This is a genomic window from Paenibacillus sp. lzh-N1, assembly GCF_002872435.1.
GTDB classification, from domain to species: Bacteria; Bacillota; Bacilli; order Paenibacillales; family Paenibacillaceae; genus Paenibacillus; species Paenibacillus polymyxa_C.
Genome location: NZ_CP025696.1, coordinates 4,579,995 through 4,600,234, shown reverse-complemented (window position 1 = coordinate 4,600,234; position 20,240 = coordinate 4,579,995). Strand labels below are relative to the sequence as shown.

Annotated in this window: 7 protein-coding genes and 1 pseudogene; 7 read left to right on the top strand and 1 reads right to left on the bottom strand. The window is 46.4% G+C overall.

Features of this window, described 5'->3' with window-relative positions:
- Nucleotides 1-140 precede the first annotated feature (140 nt).
- Nucleotides 141-1,303, top strand: a protein-coding gene (locus C0638_RS20640; RefSeq protein WP_442792738.1) for an IS3 family transposase whose coding sequence is annotated in 2 segments (ribosomal slippage) — nucleotides 141-405 and nucleotides 405-1,303 — 1,164 coding nt in all. Because the reading frame shifts where the segments join, the coding sequence is not laid out codon by codon here.
- A gap of 115 nt (nucleotides 1,304-1,418) precedes the next feature.
- Here C0638_RS20640 and C0638_RS20635 read toward each other — a convergent pair.
- Nucleotides 1,419-1,874, bottom strand: a complete 456-nt coding sequence (locus C0638_RS20635) for a hypothetical protein (protein ID WP_040103717.1) — start codon at nucleotides 1,872-1,874, stop codon at nucleotides 1,419-1,421.
- A 129-nt stretch (nucleotides 1,875-2,003) separates the two neighbouring features.
- On the opposite strand from C0638_RS20635, the gene C0638_RS20630 reads away from it, so the two are divergent.
- From C0638_RS20630 to C0638_RS20605, 6 genes and pseudogenes are all read left to right on the top strand, one after another.
- Nucleotides 2,004-2,246, top strand: coding sequence for a BlaI/MecI/CopY family transcriptional regulator (locus C0638_RS20630; protein WP_052452911.1), 243 nt, complete (start codon nucleotides 2,004-2,006; stop codon nucleotides 2,244-2,246).
- An 845-nt stretch (nucleotides 2,247-3,091) separates the two neighbouring features.
- Complete coding sequence (locus C0638_RS25855) at nucleotides 3,092-3,334, top strand: hypothetical protein (RefSeq protein WP_058711891.1); 243 nt, start codon at nucleotides 3,092-3,094, stop codon at nucleotides 3,332-3,334.
- Nucleotides 3,310-4,245, top strand: a pseudogene (locus C0638_RS20620) (glycosyl hydrolase); the annotation flags it as partial. The gene C0638_RS25855 and the pseudogene C0638_RS20620, both read left to right, overlap by 25 nt.
- 1,316 nt (nucleotides 4,246-5,561) lie before the next feature.
- A complete protein-coding gene (locus C0638_RS20615; protein ID WP_225683762.1) occupies nucleotides 5,562-5,753 on the top strand; it encodes a GNAT family acetyltransferase in 192 nt (63 codons plus the stop codon).
- Between the two features lie 628 nt (nucleotides 5,754-6,381).
- Complete coding sequence (gene fabD, locus C0638_RS20610; RefSeq protein WP_058710632.1) at nucleotides 6,382-7,605, top strand: ACP S-malonyltransferase; 1,224 nt, start codon at nucleotides 6,382-6,384, stop codon at nucleotides 7,603-7,605.
- Nucleotides 7,580-20,233, top strand: a complete 12,654-nt coding sequence (locus C0638_RS20605; protein WP_058710625.1) for a non-ribosomal peptide synthetase/type I polyketide synthase — start codon at nucleotides 7,580-7,582, stop codon at nucleotides 20,231-20,233. The genes fabD and C0638_RS20605 overlap by 26 nt, the downstream gene beginning before the upstream one ends.
- Nucleotides 20,234-20,240 lie beyond the last annotated feature (7 nt).

Here is a 20,240-nt window from a genome sequence, read left to right as displayed (position 1 = left end):
TGCTTTTTTCATAGAGGGGTATTCGGATTTTATTCATTTATAAAAGGACAGGGCAGCTGGTATTATCCCCTTCTAGTAGACAAGAGAGAAAAGACATCTGTTAAGATGGACTTAATCTTGTTGAACGGAGGGGATTTTTCATGGCTAAAAAGGGACAATCATTCCGGCAATACTCCTTAGATGTAAAGATGGAGGCAGTCCGGTTGGTGAACGAAGAACATATGAGTATTCGTGAAGTGACGAAACAATTGGACATTCGCCATAAATCCCAAGTGCAAAGCTGGGTGATGAAACATCGAGCGGGGGAGAACCTCCAGCCAACGACCACAAGGCAGGGACGACCCAAAACGAAATTTTCCAGTATGGAAGAGGAGATGGCGTATCTACGGGCGGAGATTGAATATTTAAAAAAGCAGTATCCAAATCTACACAAGGAGTGACGAGGAAAGAAGCGAGGTTTGAAATTATTGAGGGAATGCGAACACGATATTCGTTGAAATGGTTACTTGAATTAGCCCATGTTTCTCGGGCAGGATATTATAAATGGAGAAAGAATCAGCAAACAACCCAGCAGCGTAAGCAAGAAGAAGAGCTTCTGGAATCGCATATGTTGTCGATCCACCGGATCCATCCCTATTTTGGTTATCTGCGGATGACCGTTGCTTTACGTAGAGAAGGTATCTTGGTCAATCACAAAAAGGTGTACCGCCTAATGAAGAAATTAGGAATCCGTTCCGTCATTCGAAAGAAGCGGCGCTTTTTTGGCAAACAGGCATCTGTGGTAAATGCCAACCGATTAGATCGACAATTTCAGTCAGATGCTCCTTTATCCAAGCTGGTTACCGATATTACATACATACGAGCTGGAGAGCGGTTTGTATATCTCTCTGTCATTCAAGATCTGTTTAACAATGAAATCGTGGCTTGGCGTCTTTCGGAACGAAATGACCTTGCTCTAGTTAGCGAGACGCTAGACGTTCTAAGTAAGAACGTGAACATGGAGGGTGTCATTCTCCATTCAGACCAGGGTTTTCAGTATACCTCCAAGCCGTTTAACCGCAAACTTAAGCGGCTTGGCATGCTTGGGAGCCATTCAAGGCGTGGAAATTGCCTAGACAATGCCTGTATAGAATCCTTCTTCTCCCATCTTAAAACAGAGAAGATTTATTTAACGAAACCCGGAACCCTAGCGGAGGTAGAACAACACGTACGGGAGTACATTTCTTTTTATAATGAAAATAGATTTCAGAAAAAATTAAACAACCGTTCCCCGATTGAATACCGAGAAACGGTTGCTGCTTAAAGATGTCTTTTTAGTTCTGTCTACTTGACAGGGGTATGACCACAGCGCGCCTGTCCTTTTTGGAGCATTCCACGATCAGATTAGCTCCAGTGCGGCAGTAGCTGACGACCTTTTTCTATATAGTCACAGAAGAATCTGTCAGTTCAAAATACCACTCTAAGAAGGAGTTAAAGCTTTTCCATTGCGAATTCAATTTGCCAGCAAAAAAATCCTCCATCTGCTGGCCCAATCCTAAGCCTACCACTTCATCTGTGTTCTTATTATAAAAAAAGCCGAACTCCCCTTCAAAGTTATCCAACGGAATATATTCTTCAGGCATGTTTAAAACGACATGAGTTCTCCCCATGCCTAACATATAATCCGAAGAATTAATCATAAACCAACAAATTTGGTAGATTTCACGTCGTCTATTAAAGAAAGTCGGTCCATCCTCTGCATGCAAATAAAACGCAGCAAAATCTGAACCCAAATCGATGCCTAACTTTGCTAATGCGTGTTCATACTCTTCTGTAATGTCTTCAAACCACCAGTTTTTGCTTTTGCAATAATTGACCACTTTTTCCGATAGCATCTCGACTACTCCTCTGAGATAAAATAAACTTTCTAAAATTATCCCCTAAGTATATCACATCCCTTTCCATATCGTTGTTCGTACCTTGCCAAATTGTGCTTCATAAGTAATGCGGGTACAGTTGTTAAAATGGTTAACTATACATCCCCGATTTATCAAGGAACCATACAACGGGTAGACCCGCAATTCTATTGCAGGCCGTTAATCACACAGCAACAGGCTCAGGAACTGGAAACTCCAGAGCTTATCAATAAAATGTATGACGGTGGTGCCGATAAACTGATTGTTTCCATTTTAGGTCACCGAAACTTGTCGTCCGAAGAGATTGCTAAGTTGAAACGTCTTGTCGAAGATCTGGAAAGAGGTGAGTGAAGTGGACATTCAGAGTATAATCCTTTCGGCATCATTACTGATTCTTATAATCGCTGCGGTTCGAACTGTGGGGATCCATAAATTTGAAAATGACTAAAGGAATTTCAAGTCATTTCCTGCAGCTGATCTAATAGGCGATAATCTCATTGTTATATAGGTCTTTGATGGCAGATAGGTTTTAACTCCTCATCTCGTTCATCAAGCTTCTTCTCGACCTACACTTTGACCCGTCGATAGTCGTAGATTCCTCTTACCTCTTTACAACATCCGCTATCTTCATTTTGATCTGTTCGTCCTCGAGCTACGTGGAAGAAGTAAACTGATTCGTTTTCACCACTTAAGTGTGTGAGTATGAATCCTCTATATAGTACAAGAATAACAATAATTTAAATCAAAATTCATAAGGGTGAATTAAAGATTCATAAAAATGAAACGGCAATATTCTCTTTATCACACACTTAGTCTCTACCACTCTTTGCAGAAATTGAAAGTTTGTTGTTATACGAAATAATTTTCACTCCAATAGAACTATTTCAATTTTTTTCCTTGAAGTCGATATAATTGAGGATTCGCCAAAAACCTTTTCATATAGGAAGATGGGATCAACTCGCTAAACAAAAAAATAATGTACTTTGCGATTGATGGTATCAGTCAACCAGCCGATTCTTAGGGAGGGAGTGTATTAGAAAAATGGATTATGTTATGCACAAAAAAAGGAGGCTAAAACAGAATAAAATACTTGAGATCGTGGGATTAGGTTTTTTGATAACTTCTTGTTTCTTACATAACAGACTTTATCTTGTGATAACAGACAGCAAGATATAAACATTAGGAGGATAACCAATATGAATTCATTCAAAAAAAAGAAGAGCTTGATCAGCGCCCTGACCGGGGCAGCGTTATTATTCTCGCTACCAATAACGGCAGGCGCAGAGAGCAATATTAACTATTTTGCTCATGCATCCGAAGAACCGGTTACCGTGTCTGAAGCTGTGTATGAAGCAGGATCAGGCGTTCTGAACGGGGGGGTGGCCGAATTTCAAAATCGACGGTCACTAAGCAACATCAAGTTAGGAAGACACTCGTAAATCCCAACGCTTCGCCTGAAGCCAAATCGTTGATGAGTTATCTTGTCGATCAATACGGCAAGAGTATACTATCCGGTCAGCAGAACAGCTCTAACATTAGTTGGATGCAGGACGCGATTGGTAAAAAGCCAGCAATTGTCGGATTCGACCTGATGGATTATTCACCGTCTCGAGTCGAGCACGGCGCCTCCTCCTCCGAGATCGAGAATGCGATCGATTGGCACAGCCAAGGTGGTATTGTCACCGTCGTATGGCATTGGAACGCGCCGAAGGGTTTAATTGACCAGTCCGGCAAAGAGTGGTACAAGGGATTCTTCGGGGATTCCACCACTTTCGACGTTGATTACGCGTTGAATCACCCGGAATCCGAAGATTATAAACTTATTTTGCGGGATATCGATGCCATTGCGTCACAGCTTCAAAAGCTAAAAGATGCGAAAATCCCCGTGCTCTTCCGGCCGTTGCATGAAGCGGAAGGAGGATGGTTCTGGTGGGGCGCGAAAGGTCCGGAGCCGTCAAAGAAACTTTACCACCTGGTGTATGACCGCTTAACGAACGTGCATGGTCTGAACAATTTGATTTGGATCTGGAACTCTAGCGCACCGGAGTGGTATCCGGGACACGATGTTGTAGACATCGTGAGTACGGACCATTATCCGTCTGCGGGCGATTATAGACCAGTCACTGACAAATATGAGGCACTCGTCTCGCTTGTGAACGATCAGAAGCTGGTCGCATTAACCGAGAACGGCGCGATCCCGGATCCGGATTTACTCTCCAGTGACGGAACAAACTGGAGCTGGTTCACTACCTGGACAGGAGAGTTCCTGACCGATGGCGTAAACAACAGCCGGGAGCATTTGAACAAAGTGTTCAACCATCCAAATGTAATCACACTTGATGAGCTACCGGATGTAGATCATTACGGCCAAAACAATTAACGGTGTGTCGTAAGTGCACAATGAACAGCCAAAGTCTCCGTTGCGGATACGGATTACTGATCGAACCAGCTTGGGCATCTGTAGCAAGGAGGCTGGCTTCCGATTTGGTGAACAAGAGAGGCAGAGCAGGGAAATAGGCTCATGCAACTGATTTAAATGGCGGCAAGAGCGTCCGCCTAAGAGTCAATACACACCGCTCTTCGTTCCTGTCGTTCGTTTTACGCTGCCAACGGCGTAAGGATATCAGTAGGTCTTATAATCTTCTAGAAAAAATTTATATATATGTTAATTTCACACCCAGAGTTCATATTGGGAAGATGTGCGCCAAGCTTATGATTATGTCTACTGGTCTGTAATTGATAATATTAAATTTTATATAAATCGTCCTACTGGATTATTATGCTTGTTCCTGAAGATATGTGAAAAAATGAAATGCCGTATATAGTGTAAAATAACCCGCTGTATTAAGGATTCAGTGCGGTTTTATAAGGATAAAAAATCCAGGCACTCGCGCGTACCCGCTTGGGGGCACTTACGGGTGAAAAGTAATTCCATTCCTATCCATGCAGGTAGATGATCTCTGCCGTTGCCAATATATATGTTAATAACGTGAATCGGCCTTGATTATTCAAGGCCGATTCTTTAGTTTAGAGGAAATGTTATGTCCTTATCTATTCATGAACTCATAGATTTAGAATAGCTTCCTTCAGATGAGAATTGTGCAGACTATTGCATAATTTTATGAGGACCTTTGTAACTTAATTTTTCATTATAAAATTCGTCATAAAAAGTGTGACATCAGGTTGCATGCTAGAACTTTGATCTTCCTCATTTACTTGGCATACATAAAATGAAAACTGGGTCTTTATATCGTGGAAAAAAAGGGTTTCCAGAATTAAGTCAAGAAACACTGACTTTAGAAGTCCTGATAACAGCCAACTTAGGCGGATATGAGAGAACCATTTATCGTATATTACATTTTCATTTCTTCATAAATTACTACATCAACCTAGCTTTATTATTTTTAATCCTCAGTTAGCCGAAAGCATGATTGATGCTGAGTTTATGTTGTATAACATTTTTAGTGGCAGACACATTCATTTGGGTATAAAGAAAGAAAATAATTCGGGCTTTTACGTTCCTGTTACTTTTTTGGAGCGTAAAACCCCTTATCAAGGAATGACTGTTGTTAAAATTTATGACATAAATATTTTACCTGAACATTCAGATAACTTAGTGCAGACAAACAGTATCTGACCTACGAAGCGTACGAAACGATCCGGCAGTTGGGAATCCAGTGGCCTACCGCTCAGGCAGATGTTGCTCTCATTCGTCAGAACATTAAACACAATGATTGCTATGTGCTGGAAATTGACGGGGTCATTCAGGCTACTGTCACCCATCTGAGATATAAGACCCTTGATTTTATAACCGATTTGCCGTTTGTGATATGGTTCGCTGTAGACCCGGCTGACTGAAGTAGTTCCGATTACAGGGAACGGACGAAGCTAATTCATGTAACGGAAGGGGCTTAATGATCCGTGCCATGATCTGTTATTACAAACCATGCCTGATTTTTTAGACAAAAAAGGACATGGTTTGTGTGTATAATATACTTAACATTATATTGCCATACTTTAATTTACTTTTAGGCTTAATGTAACAAAAACATTCATGTCTCATCATTTTCTCTTATTAAAGGAATTGGATGGATATTGACATTTTTCGAGTCCATATTTAATATATAAATAAAATATTCCATATTTAACGCTTACTTATAGAAAAACACCCTGTATGACTCCAGTAATTTCACACCATTCATCTATGATGCTGAATTTTAGCTTTCAAGCCTGAAATTTCAGTATACTCCAAGGTTTTTACACTTCCAAGTCTACTCACACACCTGACTTTTGTTCACAATCACACCACGAACGGAACCCTATTACCAATTCACTTCCATATGTCGATTACTGTTTTTTGGCAATCTACTTCGTTGCTTTTTACTGCAGTTTTCTCTACATCTTAATGTCACCATACATATGTATACATACATGAAATGTAAAGATACCTTTGTTCTTCCATAATTTTTGTGGAAAGGGGTTTGATATGAATCGTATAGCTTTGGTTTTTCCTGGACAAGGATCTCAGTATGTAGGAATGGGGGCTACATGGCATAGCGGCTTTGCAGAAGCGGATTGCTTGTTCGAAGAGGCTGCTGATATTTTGGGATATGATCTGAAAGCTTTATGCATGGCAGGTCCGATGACCAAGCTATCCAGAACATTCTATACGCAGCCCGCACTTCTCACGATCAGTGTCATTGCATTTCGGCGTTATATGCATGAAATCGGAATTATCCCTGAATTTTCAGCTGGTCATAGCCTAGGTGAATATTCAGCGCTGGTAAGCAGCGGTGTTCTGTCCTTTGGAGACGCTTTACGATTAGTCCAAGAGCGGGGACGCTTTATGGAAGAAGCCGCAATGACAAAGCTGGGCAGCATGATTGCCATTCGCGGAGCTGAGCTGGGCGAAGTGGAAGAATGCTGTCGTTTGTACTCCACAGTCGATCAGCCTGCAGCCATTGCATGTTACAATTCACCTAGCCAAAACGTCGTTTCAGGTCATCATACCTCTGTCGCTTTGGCAGCTGGCGAGTTAGAACAGCGAGGAGCCCAAATTACGCGGTTGCAGGTCAGCGGCCCTTTTCATAGTCCGCTTATGCAGCCTGCTGCGGACAGACTGGCCGAAGAGCTGCAAAAGTACACTTTAAATGAAGCGAAGTGGCCCGTGATCTCCAATGTGACCGCTCAGCCATACCGCGATCTTGACAGCATACGTCAAGGATTGATTTTGCAAATGACTCACCCGGTTCGATGGATTCAAACCGTGCAATATATGATGAATCATGGCGTAAAACAAGGCATCGAGTTAGGTCCACGAACAGTGCTGAAAAATTTAGTGAGGGAAATAAGCCCTAATATCGAAGTGCTGTCCTTGGACAGAGACTTGGATCGCTTTGAACTGGGCCGCCGTTTCTCGATCCGTGATTGGATTGCCTGTTCCCTGTCACTAGCAGTGTCTACTCCCAACGCCAATTGGAATGAAGATGAGTATCGAAAGGGTGTTATTTTACCTGTGCGCAGACTGGAAAAATTACTGCGAAACTTGCAATCAGGCAGTAGTTCGCCTCCTGCTTCTGAGCAAAGACAGGAAATACTGGAGTGTATTTGCCTTGTGTTGCAAACCAAACAGGTCTCCGAAGGAGAGCGGAAAGCAATGCTAGAGCAATTGAGGAGGGATCAGGATGGAGCAGTTTCAAACCTTAGTTGAAATCATTCAGGACCGTGCAAGCCGGGATGAGAACGGAATCATTTTTATTTCCGGTGATAAACAAGAGGAATACGTATCCTACAGGAAACTTCTGGAGCAAGCATTACAGGTGCTTTATGAATTACAGGAACAAGGAGTAAAACCCGGCGATGAGCTGATCATACAGATCGACGACAACCATAACTTTTTGAATGTATTTTGGGGTTGCCTGATTGGTGGAATCGTTCCTGTACCTGTAAGCATAGGGAATAATGATGAGCATAAAATGAAATTGTTTAAAATCTGGAACACACTCTCCCGCCCATATATGGTTGCAGATGACAAGGTATTAGAGCAGCTTGAAAAATACGCGCAAGAGCACGAGCAGCTGGATTCCTTTGAGCCGGTTAAAAAAGCGACTTTTTCAAGCCATAGATTCGATTATTCCACTCAGAATAAAGGTGTAGTTCATGTATCCAAACCGGAGGAGCTAGCTTTTATCCAATTCTCCTCGGGTTCTACAGGCGATCCCAAAGGAGTCATGCTGACGCATGAAAATCTAGTTTACAATATCCGGGATATTGTAAATCAAACAGACATGAGCTCCAAGGATGCTTATTTGGGCTGGATGCCGCTTACGCATGACCTGGGATTGATCGCATTTCATTTAACCTGTGTGATTGCTAATGCCAAACAGCTGATTATGCCGACGGCACTTTTTATCAGGCGTCCGTCTTTGTGGCTGAAAAAAGTATCGGAGCATAAGGTTACTCAAATATGCTCTCCCAATTTTGGATATAAATTTTTTCTCGATCAGTATAAACCTGAAACAGCAGCTAACTGGGATTTGACGAGTGTTCGTATGATTTTAAATGGAGCTGAGCCAATATCTGTAGAGCTTTGTCATGTGTTTATGGATGCAATGAGTGTTCATGGTTTGAATAAAAATGCCATGTTACCCGTCTACGGGCTGGCAGAAGCGAGTGTAGGTGTTTCCTCTCCGCCTCTGGACAAAAACACTTTTATTCCCATTCATTTGAACCGGCACCAGTTACACGTTGGTGAGCCTGTAGAAGAAGTGGACAAGTCTGACAAGCGGTGTCTTACTTTTTTGGATTTGGGTTATCCATTGGCTAATACCTCTGTCCGTATTTGTGATGAACAAAATCAGGTGCTTGATGATGGGGTGATTGGATACACGCAAATCCGCGGCAAAAATGTTACATCCGGATATTATAACAATCCAGAAGCTACCGCAAAGGTTATAACGGAGGATGGCTGGCTTATCACTGGAGATTTAGGGTTTATGCGAAACGGACGCCTGACTATTACCGGTAGAGCCAAGGATATCATTTTTGTGAACGGACAGAATGTCTACCCACATGATATTGAGAGAATCGCCGAGGAACTGGATGGTGTGGAACTCGGAAAAGTAGCTGTGTGCGGTGTACATGATACGCAAACGAGGCAGGATCGTATTATAGCCTTTGTAATGCACGCAAAAAAAATAGAGCATTTTGTACCGCTTGCCCAAAAGCTGAAAAGCCATCTGAATTACCGGGGAGGCTGGCATATTCACAAGGTGGTTCCGATCCGGCGTATACCTAAAACAACCAGTGGAAAGGTTCAGCGCTTCAAATTAGCCCAGAGTTATGAGCAGGGCGAATTTGATGAAATATTGACAGCACTGGCCGAGGCTGTTCGGGTCACACAATCAGCTGAGCGTGCGGTCTTGCCTCAAGGAGAAGTAGAGAAGAAGCTGATTGGAATATGCCAGGATATTTTAAATATAAAGTCGATCGGGACAGACGACAGCTACTTTGATATCGGAGTAACTTCCTTGCATCTTGTTCAAATTGTGGACCAATTGGAGGATCAATTAGGGATTCATATTGAGGTGACGGACTTCTTTTCCTATCCGACCATCGCCAAGCTGGCTGCGTATATCTCCAGTCAAAATCTAAACGGAGATGCAGCTGCAACAGCAGAGTCCAAAGCCAAGGAAGAAGCAAATGTCCGGGATATCGCCATCATCGGCATGTCAGGCAGGTTTCCTCAAGCGGAAACATTGGAGCAGTTTTGGGCGAATGTAGCATCAGGCGCTGATAATATCGGCCCGTACAGCGACGAAAGAAGAAAAGATGCCGAAGCTTTTCTTTCGCGTCTGAATACGGAAGGACGGAATATGCAAATTGCAGAAGGCGGTTATCTGGATGAAGTAGACAAGTTCGATTACTCCTTCTTTAAACTGACTCCAAGAGAGGCTTCGCTCATGGACCCGAACCAACGGTTATTTCTAGAAACAGCCTGGAGCACGATTGAGGATGCAGGGTATGGGGGAAAGCAACTGGCAGGCCAAAAGGTCGGCGTATATGTCGGCTTCTCCAAGACCAGCTTTGAATATGAGCGTTTGTTGTCCGAGGTAGAACCAGGCGCGCTGCCGAACTTTGCCATTGGTAATTTACCGTCCATTATTTCCAGCCGGATTGCATATTTGCTCGATCTGAAAGGTCCGGCAGTAACAATTGATACAGCATGCTCTTCTTCACTCGTGGCAGTGCATTTGGCCTGCAAGTCCATCCTTAATGGAGACTGCGACATGGCCTTGGCAGGTGGAGTGAAAACGATTTTGTTACCGCTGAAAGCCGGTATTGGCATGGAATCCTCCGATGATCGGGCACGCGCCTTCGACGACCAGTCGGACGGAACAGGCTGGGGTGAAGGAGTTGGTGCTGTTTTCCTGAAACCGCTGCGCAAAGCGGAACAAGACGGCGACCACATTTTAGCCGTGATCAAGGGTAGCGCCATCAATCAGGACGGCAGCACGATTGGTATTTCCGCGCCTAATGCGCTGGCTCAGGCAGAAGTCATTTTGCAGGCGTGGCGCGATGCACGGACTGATCCTGAAACGATCAGCTATATCGAAGCTCATGGAACCGGAACCAAACTGGGCGATCCGGTTGAAATTGACGGCATTGCCAAGGCTTTCCGCAAGCATACACAGCGTAAGCAGTTTGCGGCGATCAGCACGGTCAAAACGAATATCGGTCATTTATACGAAGCCGCCGGGATTGCGGGCTTGATCAAATCCGTGCTGTCCATGAGGCACCAGCAAATTGCGCCGCTTGTTCATTTTCGCACACCAAACCAGAAGATTCATTTTGAGGAATCCCCGGTATATGCCAATACGAAGCTGAGGGAATGGAAGACGGACGGATTCCCGAGAAGAAGCGGGGTGAGTTCCTTTGGATTCAGTGGGACGAACTGCCATGTGGTGCTGGAGGAGTATATAGAGAAGACAAAACCAGATCCAAGTCCAACGGGCAGCAACAATAAATCATCACCGCTGCTGTTGACCCTGTCGGCGCGGAGTGAATCCGCTTTGCGCCAGTTGGTCGGACGGTACGCAGAACGGTTCGGGCGCGTGGAAGAGATCGTGATGGAGGATGTATGCTATACGGCTAACACAGGCAGAAGCCATCTGAATCACCGGATTGCTGTGACTGCTGCAGGAGCGGATGCGTTAAAAGCGAAGGTGCTTCAGTTGCATGAACAAGGCAGAGTCGTCGAAGGTGTATACACTGGAATAGCGGATAGCATAGGCAGCGCAGAGATGGTCACTGGAAGCTTGGACACGCTCCAATCCCTGGAGCAGCTGTCTGCCAAGTATGTGCAAGGAGCGCAGATCAATTGGAATGCCCTCTATGCAGGTAAGCGTTATAAAAAGGTTTCTCTGCCTACGTATCCATTCGAACGGAAAAGATGCTGGATTAACGTGCCTGAACAGGTTCGAGCGGAACAGAAAACGTCAGTTCATGAAAACTCAACAGTAAAGGAGTCTGGAATGATGGGGAACGAGTATTCAGCGCCAGCATCTGCTGCCGATGATCAGCATAAATCATCTATACTTCTAAAGCTAGCGAAAATGATCGGTAACGTGTCCCAGCTCAGCCTGGAGGAACTGGAGCCGCAGACACATTTTCTCGAGCTTGGGTTGGATTCCATTAATTTGTCCCAGGTTCGCCACAGTATCAAGGATACCTTCGGACTAGACATTCCAATGAACGAATTTTTCGAATCGTTGACCACGCTGGAACGGTTGGCCAGCTACGTAGCCGAACGGGCGAGCATTTCTACTTCTGTTGAACTCCCGGGTCAGTCTATGGAAAATCGTCCAGAAGCAACGCTGAAACAGTTTCATCATGCAGCTTTTCCGTTAACCCAACCGACTCTTGAGTCCGCCGTTCCGGCTGGGCCCACACAGGCTCCAAGTTTTCCGATTGCTACAGCTCCTGCGGCTGTAGAGCGAATTGTGCAGCAACAGCTGCATCTGATGTCACAGCAGCTTGATATTCTCCGGCATCAGCCAGTTGCATCCGCAATAGCTTCCCAGCCATTAAGCCCGGAAACGAGCGTTTTTTCATCGGAAATTAGTGAAAGCACGCAGATCATCCATACTGAACCGAAGCAGAAAGTTGCGGCTGGATTAGCACCAGCTCCAGCTCCATCCGTAAAGGCTGCTTCCAAGCAGGCAGGTCATGAAGCCAAGCCGTATACGCCCTATAAAAAGCTGGATGTTAAAGCACGTGAATTGCTTTCACTCCGTCAGGAACAACACCTGCAAGAGCTGATAGAGCGCTACACGGCCCGTACGTGCAGCACCAAAAAATACACTCAGCAGTACCGTTCCGTATACGCAAATAACCGGAATGTGGCTGGCTTTCGGCCTGTTTTGAAGGAAATGGTGTACCAAATTGTAACCCAACGTGCAGACGGGGCTAAAATCTGGGATTTGGATGGCAATGAATATGTCGATTTGACGATGGGCTTTGGCGTAAATCTGTTCGGGCACAATCCGGCCTTTATTCGTGAAAAAATTGAGGAAGAGCTGAAGCACGGCATGTGTATCGGCCCCATGTCCAACATAGCCGGACAGGTGGCCGAACGAATATGCAAGATGACCGGGGTGAAACGAGTTGCCATGTATAATTCCGGCACCGAGGCCGTTATGGTCGCGCTCCGTTTGGCGCGTGCTGCCACAGGACGAGCTAAAGTCGTCATTTTTGCTGGCTCGTATCACGGTACATTCGACGGGGTGCTGGCGCTGGGGAGTGCAGGTGACAACAAGGAACATTCGACACCTCTAGCTCCAGGCATCTTGCAGCATATGGTAGACGATGTCGTCGTGCTTCCTTATGGGACGGACGATTCCCTGAATTATATTCGCACTCATGCGCATGAACTGGCCGCGGTCATGGTGGAGCCGGTGCAAAGCCGCCGACCTGATTTTCAGCCCAAAACTTTTTTACAGGAAATTCGCCAGATTACGGAACAGTCGGGCACTGCCTTCATTTTTGATGAAGTCATCACAGGCTTCCGAATTCAGCCTGGAGGGGCTCAAGCGTGGTTTGGAGTACATGCGGATCTCGTGACCTACGGTAAAATCATTGGCGGTGGGCTACCCATTGGGATCGTAGCCGGAAAAGCCGCCTTTATGAACGGGATTGACGGAGGCACATGGAGATTCGGGGACGATTCCTATCCACAGCATGAGCAGCAGCGAACCTTTGTCGCAGGAACCTTCTGCCATCATCCGCTGGCCATGGCTGCATCTTTAGCGGTGCTGGACCATTTGGAGAAAAATGGCGAGGAGCTGCAAAATCGCTTGAACAGCCGTACCTCGGCGTTAGCGGCGGAGCTAAACAGCTATTTCACTGACGAACACGTACCTATGAAGGTCGTTCACTTTGGCTCCCTATTTCGCTTTGTGCTCAAGGGCGATCTGGAGTTGTTCTTTTATCACATGCTGGACAAAGGCATCTATATTTGGGAAGGACGCAACTGCTTCTTGTCCACGGCCCATACCGAGGAAGATATAGCGAGAATCGTACAAGCTGTCAAGGATAGCGTGGACGAGCTGCGCAAAGGGGGCTTTTTACCGGACCCGCCCCCGAATGGGAACAGCCCGGGGCCGGGCAGACAGCCTGTAACGGTACCTGCAGAAGCTTCAGCAGCAGACACTGTTATTGCGTTAACGCCAGACCAAAAACAGCTTTGGTTCGCCTCTGTTTCAGAACGCAGTGATTCTCTATCTTTACACGAAACCGCCTTGTTGCGGTTTCGTGGTCCGCTTCAGCAGCAGGCGTTCAACGAGGCTGTCCAGACCATTGTAAACCGTCATGAAGCCTTACATATTTATATGAGCGGAGATGGAGAAACTCAGGTGATCGCTCCTGAGATGAAAGTGGAAGTCCCGCTCTATGATTTTACCACTCACCATCCCGATGAACAGGAGCAGCATCTCCGGGCATGGATGATCAAGAACAGCGAAACCCCGTTTAACATGATACCAGGTGAGCCGCTATTCCGGATTCACCTACTAAAAATATCAGATGAGGAGCATCTGAGTGTCTTTACGTTCCATCACTTTATTGCGGATGGTTGGTCAATCGGTGTATTTATTGAGGAACTGGAACACATCTATTCTGCGCTTGTCCGGCATGCTGACTACAACCTTCCTGAACCGATACCTTTTCGGAATTATGTGGTTTGGCAGCAGGACCAGTTGAAAGCAGGAAAGGAAGAGGCCCTGGCTTTTTGGTCGGCGATGCTGGAAAAACAGCAGCCTGTCCTCCAGCTGCCATCTCCAGTGAGGGGAGTGCAGATTCTGTCCTCTAGAGGAAGCAGACATACCCTAATTCTTGAGACGCCGCTTGTTAAACAATTGAGGTCTGCTAGCATAAAGCTTGGCAGCAGTCTTTTTATAACGCTGTTATCAGCCTTTCAGATTTTTCTGCATCGCCTGACAGGGCAGCGGGAAATAACGGTGGGGGTTCCCACCGCAGGACAATCCCACATGGACGCATTCTCTTTGATCGGCAACTGTGTCAACCTGCTTCCGGTCATCAGCGAAGTGCGTCCTGATTCTACTTTTATGGAGCATGCTCACACGGTCAAAAAGCGCATGAATGAACTGGAAAGCTATCAAAAGTACAGCTTTGCCGGACTCGCTCAGCTGGGGCTAAAACATTTACCTATCATAAAGGCTGTATTCAATATGGATCGACCGATTCCGCGTTTTCAATTCCATAAACTGGAGACGGAGCTCGTTGAACATGAGGTATCATTCAGCAAATATGAGTTGTTTTTGAACGTGACAGAGACGCAGAAGCAATTACGTCTTGATTTTGACTATAATGCAGATCTTTTTCAGCCAAACATAATCTTGGCCTGGTCAGGATATTTCCTGAATCTGCTGCATTCCCTTGTAGAGGAAGAAGGGGCTCGCGTTTCCGCGCTGACGTTATTCCGTGCGTCGGAGACCGAACAACTTCGAGCCGCATGGGCAGCGAATACCGATGCCAATGGAAACTATCTTTGCGCCCTCGGCACCTCTAAGCATCTGGCACCTGTCGGAACAGCAGGGGAGGCGTATCAAGCCTCAGCAGCAGGTCTGCTGGGAACGACCCAGGAATGGGTTTATGTGGAGAACGATGGCAAGCTGCGGCATATCGGAAATTTGAATCGGGTCATCCATATTCGCGGGCATCAGGTTAATCTGGAGCAGTTGGAGAAGCATCTGCTGCAGGTTTTCCAATTGGAGTCCTGCGTCATTACACCGCAAACGGACGAAACTGGAAACGTCTCGTATATAAGTGCCTATGTGGTCGCAAACGCATCGAAGCCTTGGGAAGCAGACACATTAAAAAAGGCTGTAATTGAAATGCTTCCAGATTATACGCAGCCCCGTTTTTGGATTCTGATGGATCATATTCCTCTTCTGCCGAATGGCCAGCCTGATCTACAGGCTTTGCCAGCACCGGGACAAGCAGGCGTATTCGCTAAAACAGGCATCGCTTCAGAGAACCGAGGTATGGAAGATCAACTTGTGGACATTTGGAAGAACGTTCTGAATGTAACGGATATCAGCCATGACGATAACTTTTTTCAACTAGGCGGTGATTCGCTAAAAGCGACGGTGATTCTGTCGAGAGTCGGTAAGGAATTGGGGGTACACATTCCGCTTAGCCGCATTTTTGAGCTGCAAACGATTGCTGATCTGACTGCATATATTGCGGGTGGGAGCAAGAGGGCCTATGAACCGATTGTAGCTGTGAACACACAAGCCTTTTATCCGGTATCTTTTGCCCAAAAGAGAATGTACGTGCTTGAACAGCTAGGAGCCGGAATGGCCTATCATGTCCCTGGCCAGCTTTTCATAGAGGGAGCACTGGAGGTTCCCCGCTTCATTGAAGCCGTTAAGGAAGTTATTTCTCGTCATGAATCTTTTCGGACATACTTCGATCTGGAAGACGGGGAAGTGGTGCAAAAAGTTCGGGACACCATTCCATTCGATATCCCGCATACCCGTATTTCCAAGGAAGAAGCAAAACAGGCCCGGACCTTGTTTGTTCAGCCTTTTCAGCTGGGAACAGCTCCTTTATTCCGCGCTGAACTGCTCGAATTTATCGAAGGTGGCTTCAATCTGCTCGTGGATATGCATCATATCGTGTCTGATGGCTTTTCCATGGCTGTACTGCTTAATGAAATCATTCAACGGTACCAGGGTAGACAACTTGCGAACATTCAGCTTCATTATAAAGACTTTGTTGCTTGGCAGAAGCAGCAAATAACTGATGAGGCATGGAAAGCGCATGAATCATATTGGCTTCAGAACTTGAATGGGGAGCTTCCTATTCTAAATATGCCAACAGACTTTCCACGTCCGCAAGTACAAAGCTTTGAAGGTGACAGCTTTACCGTCACATTGGAATCCAAACTAGCGAGCAGACTCTATAAATTGGCCCAGGATACAAAGTCCACGATCTTTATGGTGCTTTTGGCGGCTTATAATGTCCTGCTGGGCAAATATGCGGGTCAAGAGGACATCATCGTAGGTACACCTGTTGCCGGAAGACGGCATGTAGACACGCAAGCGATGATTGGCATGTTCGTCAATACGCTGGTGCTTCGTAACCAGCCGCAATCTTCTTTAACGTTCCAATCCTTTTTGCAGGAGGTTAAGCAAAACTTGCTGCTGGCACTGGAGCATCAGGAATACCCGTTTGATAAGCTTGTAGACAAGCTGGAGCTGGTACGCGATGTAAGTCGAAATCCGATATTCGATACGATGTTCAGTTTGCAAAATGTCGGCACAGATGTTGTGGAAGCAGGAGGTATTCGTTTTAAACCGGAGGAATTCAACGCGGGCATATCCAAGGTGGATTTTTCATTGCATGTGACCGAAGAAAAAGAACGATTGTCCTTCACTTTAGAATATGGCACAAAGCTGTTTAAACCGGAGACCGTCCGGCGGCTGGCAGAGCATTTTGTACGAATTTTGGAAAAAGTAACGCAGGATGCAGGGATGCGGTTGGCCGATATTACGATTATTTCAGATGAGGAGAAGCAATTACAGCTAACCTTATTTAATCGTACCGTCGTACCTTTCCCGTTTAATGAGACAGTACACGGGCAGTTTGAAAAGCAGGTTGAACAGACGCCGAGTCATACAGCATTGGTGTTCGGAGACCAGCGTCTGACCTACCGGGAGTTGAATGAACGTGCTAACTCACTGGCACGGGTGCTTCAAGCGAATGGTGTAGGACCCGATAAGCTAGTCGGTTTGATGGCGCCGCGTTCAGCGGAAATGATGATCGGCTTGCTTGCCGTGCTAAAAGCAGGTGGTGCTTATGTGCCTATCGACCCTGAATATCCGTCAGCCCGTATCGAATATATGCTGAGTGACAGTGAGGCTGCCGTACTCCTGACCAGCCACGATCTGGCAGGAGAACATCATTATAACGCCAACATCCTGTTTATTGAAGATGAGGAATTATATCAAGGAGAAAAGACGAATCTGGGAGTTACGACTCAGCCGGAGCATTTAGCCTACGTTATCTACACCTCTGGCTCAACCGGAAATCCGAAAGGAGTGATGCTCCAGCATCGCTCGGTGCTGAATTTTATCACTGGGATGCGTGAAGTGATTGACTTTGCAGCAAATAAAACGATTTTATCGCTAACTACCATATCGTTCGACATTTTCGTTTTGGAAACGATTCTGCCCCTGTTGGGCGGCATGAGCGTCGTGCTGGGCGACCGCCATCATCAGGTCGATCCTCAGACACTTGGCGAATTGATTACTACACTCCACGTTGACATGCTGCAAATGACACCATCCCGGCTGCAATTGCTGCTGGGCCATGAGGAAGCTTTCCGTGCGCTGCAAGGTGTGCAGGAAATTATGGTCGGGGGAGAAGCGCTTCCGTCTAGGCTGCTGGAAGCATTGCAGAAATTGAACGGTCCCCGCATTTATAACATGTATGGACCTACGGAAACAACAGTTTGGTCGGCAGTGCAGGAACTTACCCATGCCAAACAGATCGACATTGGGCGCCCTATCGCGAATACGCAAATGTATGTCATAGATGCGCAGGATAGATTACAACCCATCGGCATACCGGGCGAGCTATGCATTGCAGGGGAAGGGCTGGCCCGCGGCTATTGGAACCGCGAGGAGTTGACGGCGGAAAAATTTGTGGTTAATCCATTCTCCATAAGCACACGAATGTACAGAACGGGTGACCTGGCTCGCTGGAAAGCAGATGGGAACCTGGAGTTTATCGGCCGGATCGATCATCAGGTAAAAGTACGCGGATTCCGGATTGAGCTGGGCGAGGTCGAACATGCCTTGATGAGCCATTCTGCAATTCAGGAGGCTGTTGTCACTGTCAATGAAAGCCAAAATCATGAATCCGTACTATGTGCCTACATTGTACTGAATACAGAAAAAGCACCTAGCTTGACGGCCATTCATGAACATGCTGCCAAACTGCTTCCCTATTACTCGGTTCCGTCTCACTTCGTTTTTCTGGATCAGATACCGTTGACACCGAACGGCAAAACTGATCGAAAAGCATTGCCAGAGCCTGAAGAGCTATCCCGACCGGGTGTGGCCTATGCAGCGCCACGAAATGATGTGGAAGAGGCTTTGGCCGCCGTATGGCAAGATGTTTTGGGACGCGATCAGGTAGGCATTCAGGATAACTTCTTCCTGCTCGGAGGCGACTCTGTTAAAGCCGTTCAAGTCATCGCGCGTATGCGTCTTCACGGGTATTCGCTGGATATCCGGCACGTATTGGAGCATCCGTCCATTGAAATCCTGAGCGGCTATGCAGAAGCACTGGCCCTTCCGATTGAGCAAAGCCCAGTAGATGGGGAGGCGCTACTGACACCGATACAACGACATTTAATCCATTGGTTCGAACGGTGTTCAGCATCCGAGGCACTTCCTGCTGCAGCGTCAGTACTACTGTTAGCAAAGTCGGGCTTTGAAGAGCCGCCCTTGCGTGCCGCATTGAAGAAAATTGTAGAGCACCACGATGCTCTGCGCCTTGGCTTATTACAAGAGGCTGACGGATCAGTTGTGCAAACTCACAAAGAGTTGAATGAGGAGCTAATCACTTTGGAGGTGCTGTCGCTAACGGGAACGGAAAGCGAAGCACGCAGCCAATTGTCAGCTGAATGTCAACGTCTTCAAAGCAGCCTGCGGCTGTTTGAAGGACCGCGAGTTCGAGCAGGGCTTTTCCGAATGGGTAGCGGTGATCATCTTTTCCTTGCTATAGACCCGCTAGTGGCTGACGCCATTTCATGGAATATTTTGCTGGAAGATCTGGCAACAGGCTACAGGCAAGCGCTGGACAAGGAAACGATTGTCTTACCGTACAAAACGAACGCTTACCAAACGTGGGCAGAGCATCTAGAGCATTATGCGAATAGCAAAGAGCTGCTCAAGGAGCAGGATTATTGGAACAGGATAGAGGTCTCTGAGTGGGGGACGCTTCCCAAAGACCATGGAGTCATTACGGATTCTGGATCGGAGAGACCGACACACCAGCTCCACCTGCAATTATCACCAGACGAAACCCGGCAACTGATGACACAAGTTAATCATGCCTACAACACCGTGCCAGATGAAGTGCTGCTGTCCGTACTAGGTCAGACAGTATCCGAATGGTCAGGACTAGAACGGATTGCGCTCTACGTGGAAAAGCCGGTCCGAGAGCCGGGAGAACAGAGTTCGCTGGATTTCTCTAGAACGGTGGGTCAGTTTACGTCCGTGTACCCAGTTGTACTGGACATCAAATCTGCAGATGATATTTCGATGCTGCTCAAACGTGTGAAGGAGACCATTCGACAGGTTCCCAACCAGGGGCTGGGCTACGGTGTATTAAAATATCTGACCAAGGTCAGTAATCAAACGAATTCCAGCATTTCTCGTTATCCGGAAATCGGGTTCCGTTATATAGACTCCGTGGACCCGGAAACGGTATATTTTTCAACATCGCCGCTGGAAGCTGAGGTGGCATCAGGTTCCCAGGCTGCAAATAGCCCTTCACTTTATGCTCTCTATATAAGCAGCCGAATGGAAGATGGAAAATTAAACATCCGACTAACCTATGACCGAAATGCATACGAAGAGTGCACGATCAAGCAGCTTCTCTCTCGCTTTAAAACTCACCTGTTAAATGCCATCCGTCATTGCCTGGATCACTCCGGTCAGGAACTGACACCAACAGACGTAGGCGCGGATGATCTGGACCTGGAAGAGTTTGAAGAGATGAAGCACTTCTATGAAAGCCTATAATATTCGG

Coding starts and splice junctions, on each gene's coding strand:
- C0638_RS20630 (WP_052452911.1), top strand. CDS start 2,004: ATGGTTAACTATACATCCCCGATTTATCAAGGAACCATACAACGGGTA.
- C0638_RS25855 (WP_058711891.1), top strand. CDS start 3,092: ATGAATTCATTCAAAAAAAAGAAGAGCTTGATCAGCGCCCTGACCGGG.
- C0638_RS20605 (WP_058710625.1), top strand. CDS start 7,580: ATGGAGCAGTTTCAAACCTTAGTTGAAATCATTCAGGACCGTGCAAGC.
- C0638_RS20635 (WP_040103717.1), bottom strand. CDS start 1,874: ATGCTATCGGAAAAAGTGGTCAATTATTGCAAAAGCAAAAACTGGTGG.
- fabD (WP_058710632.1), top strand. CDS start 6,382: ATGAATCGTATAGCTTTGGTTTTTCCTGGACAAGGATCTCAGTATGTA.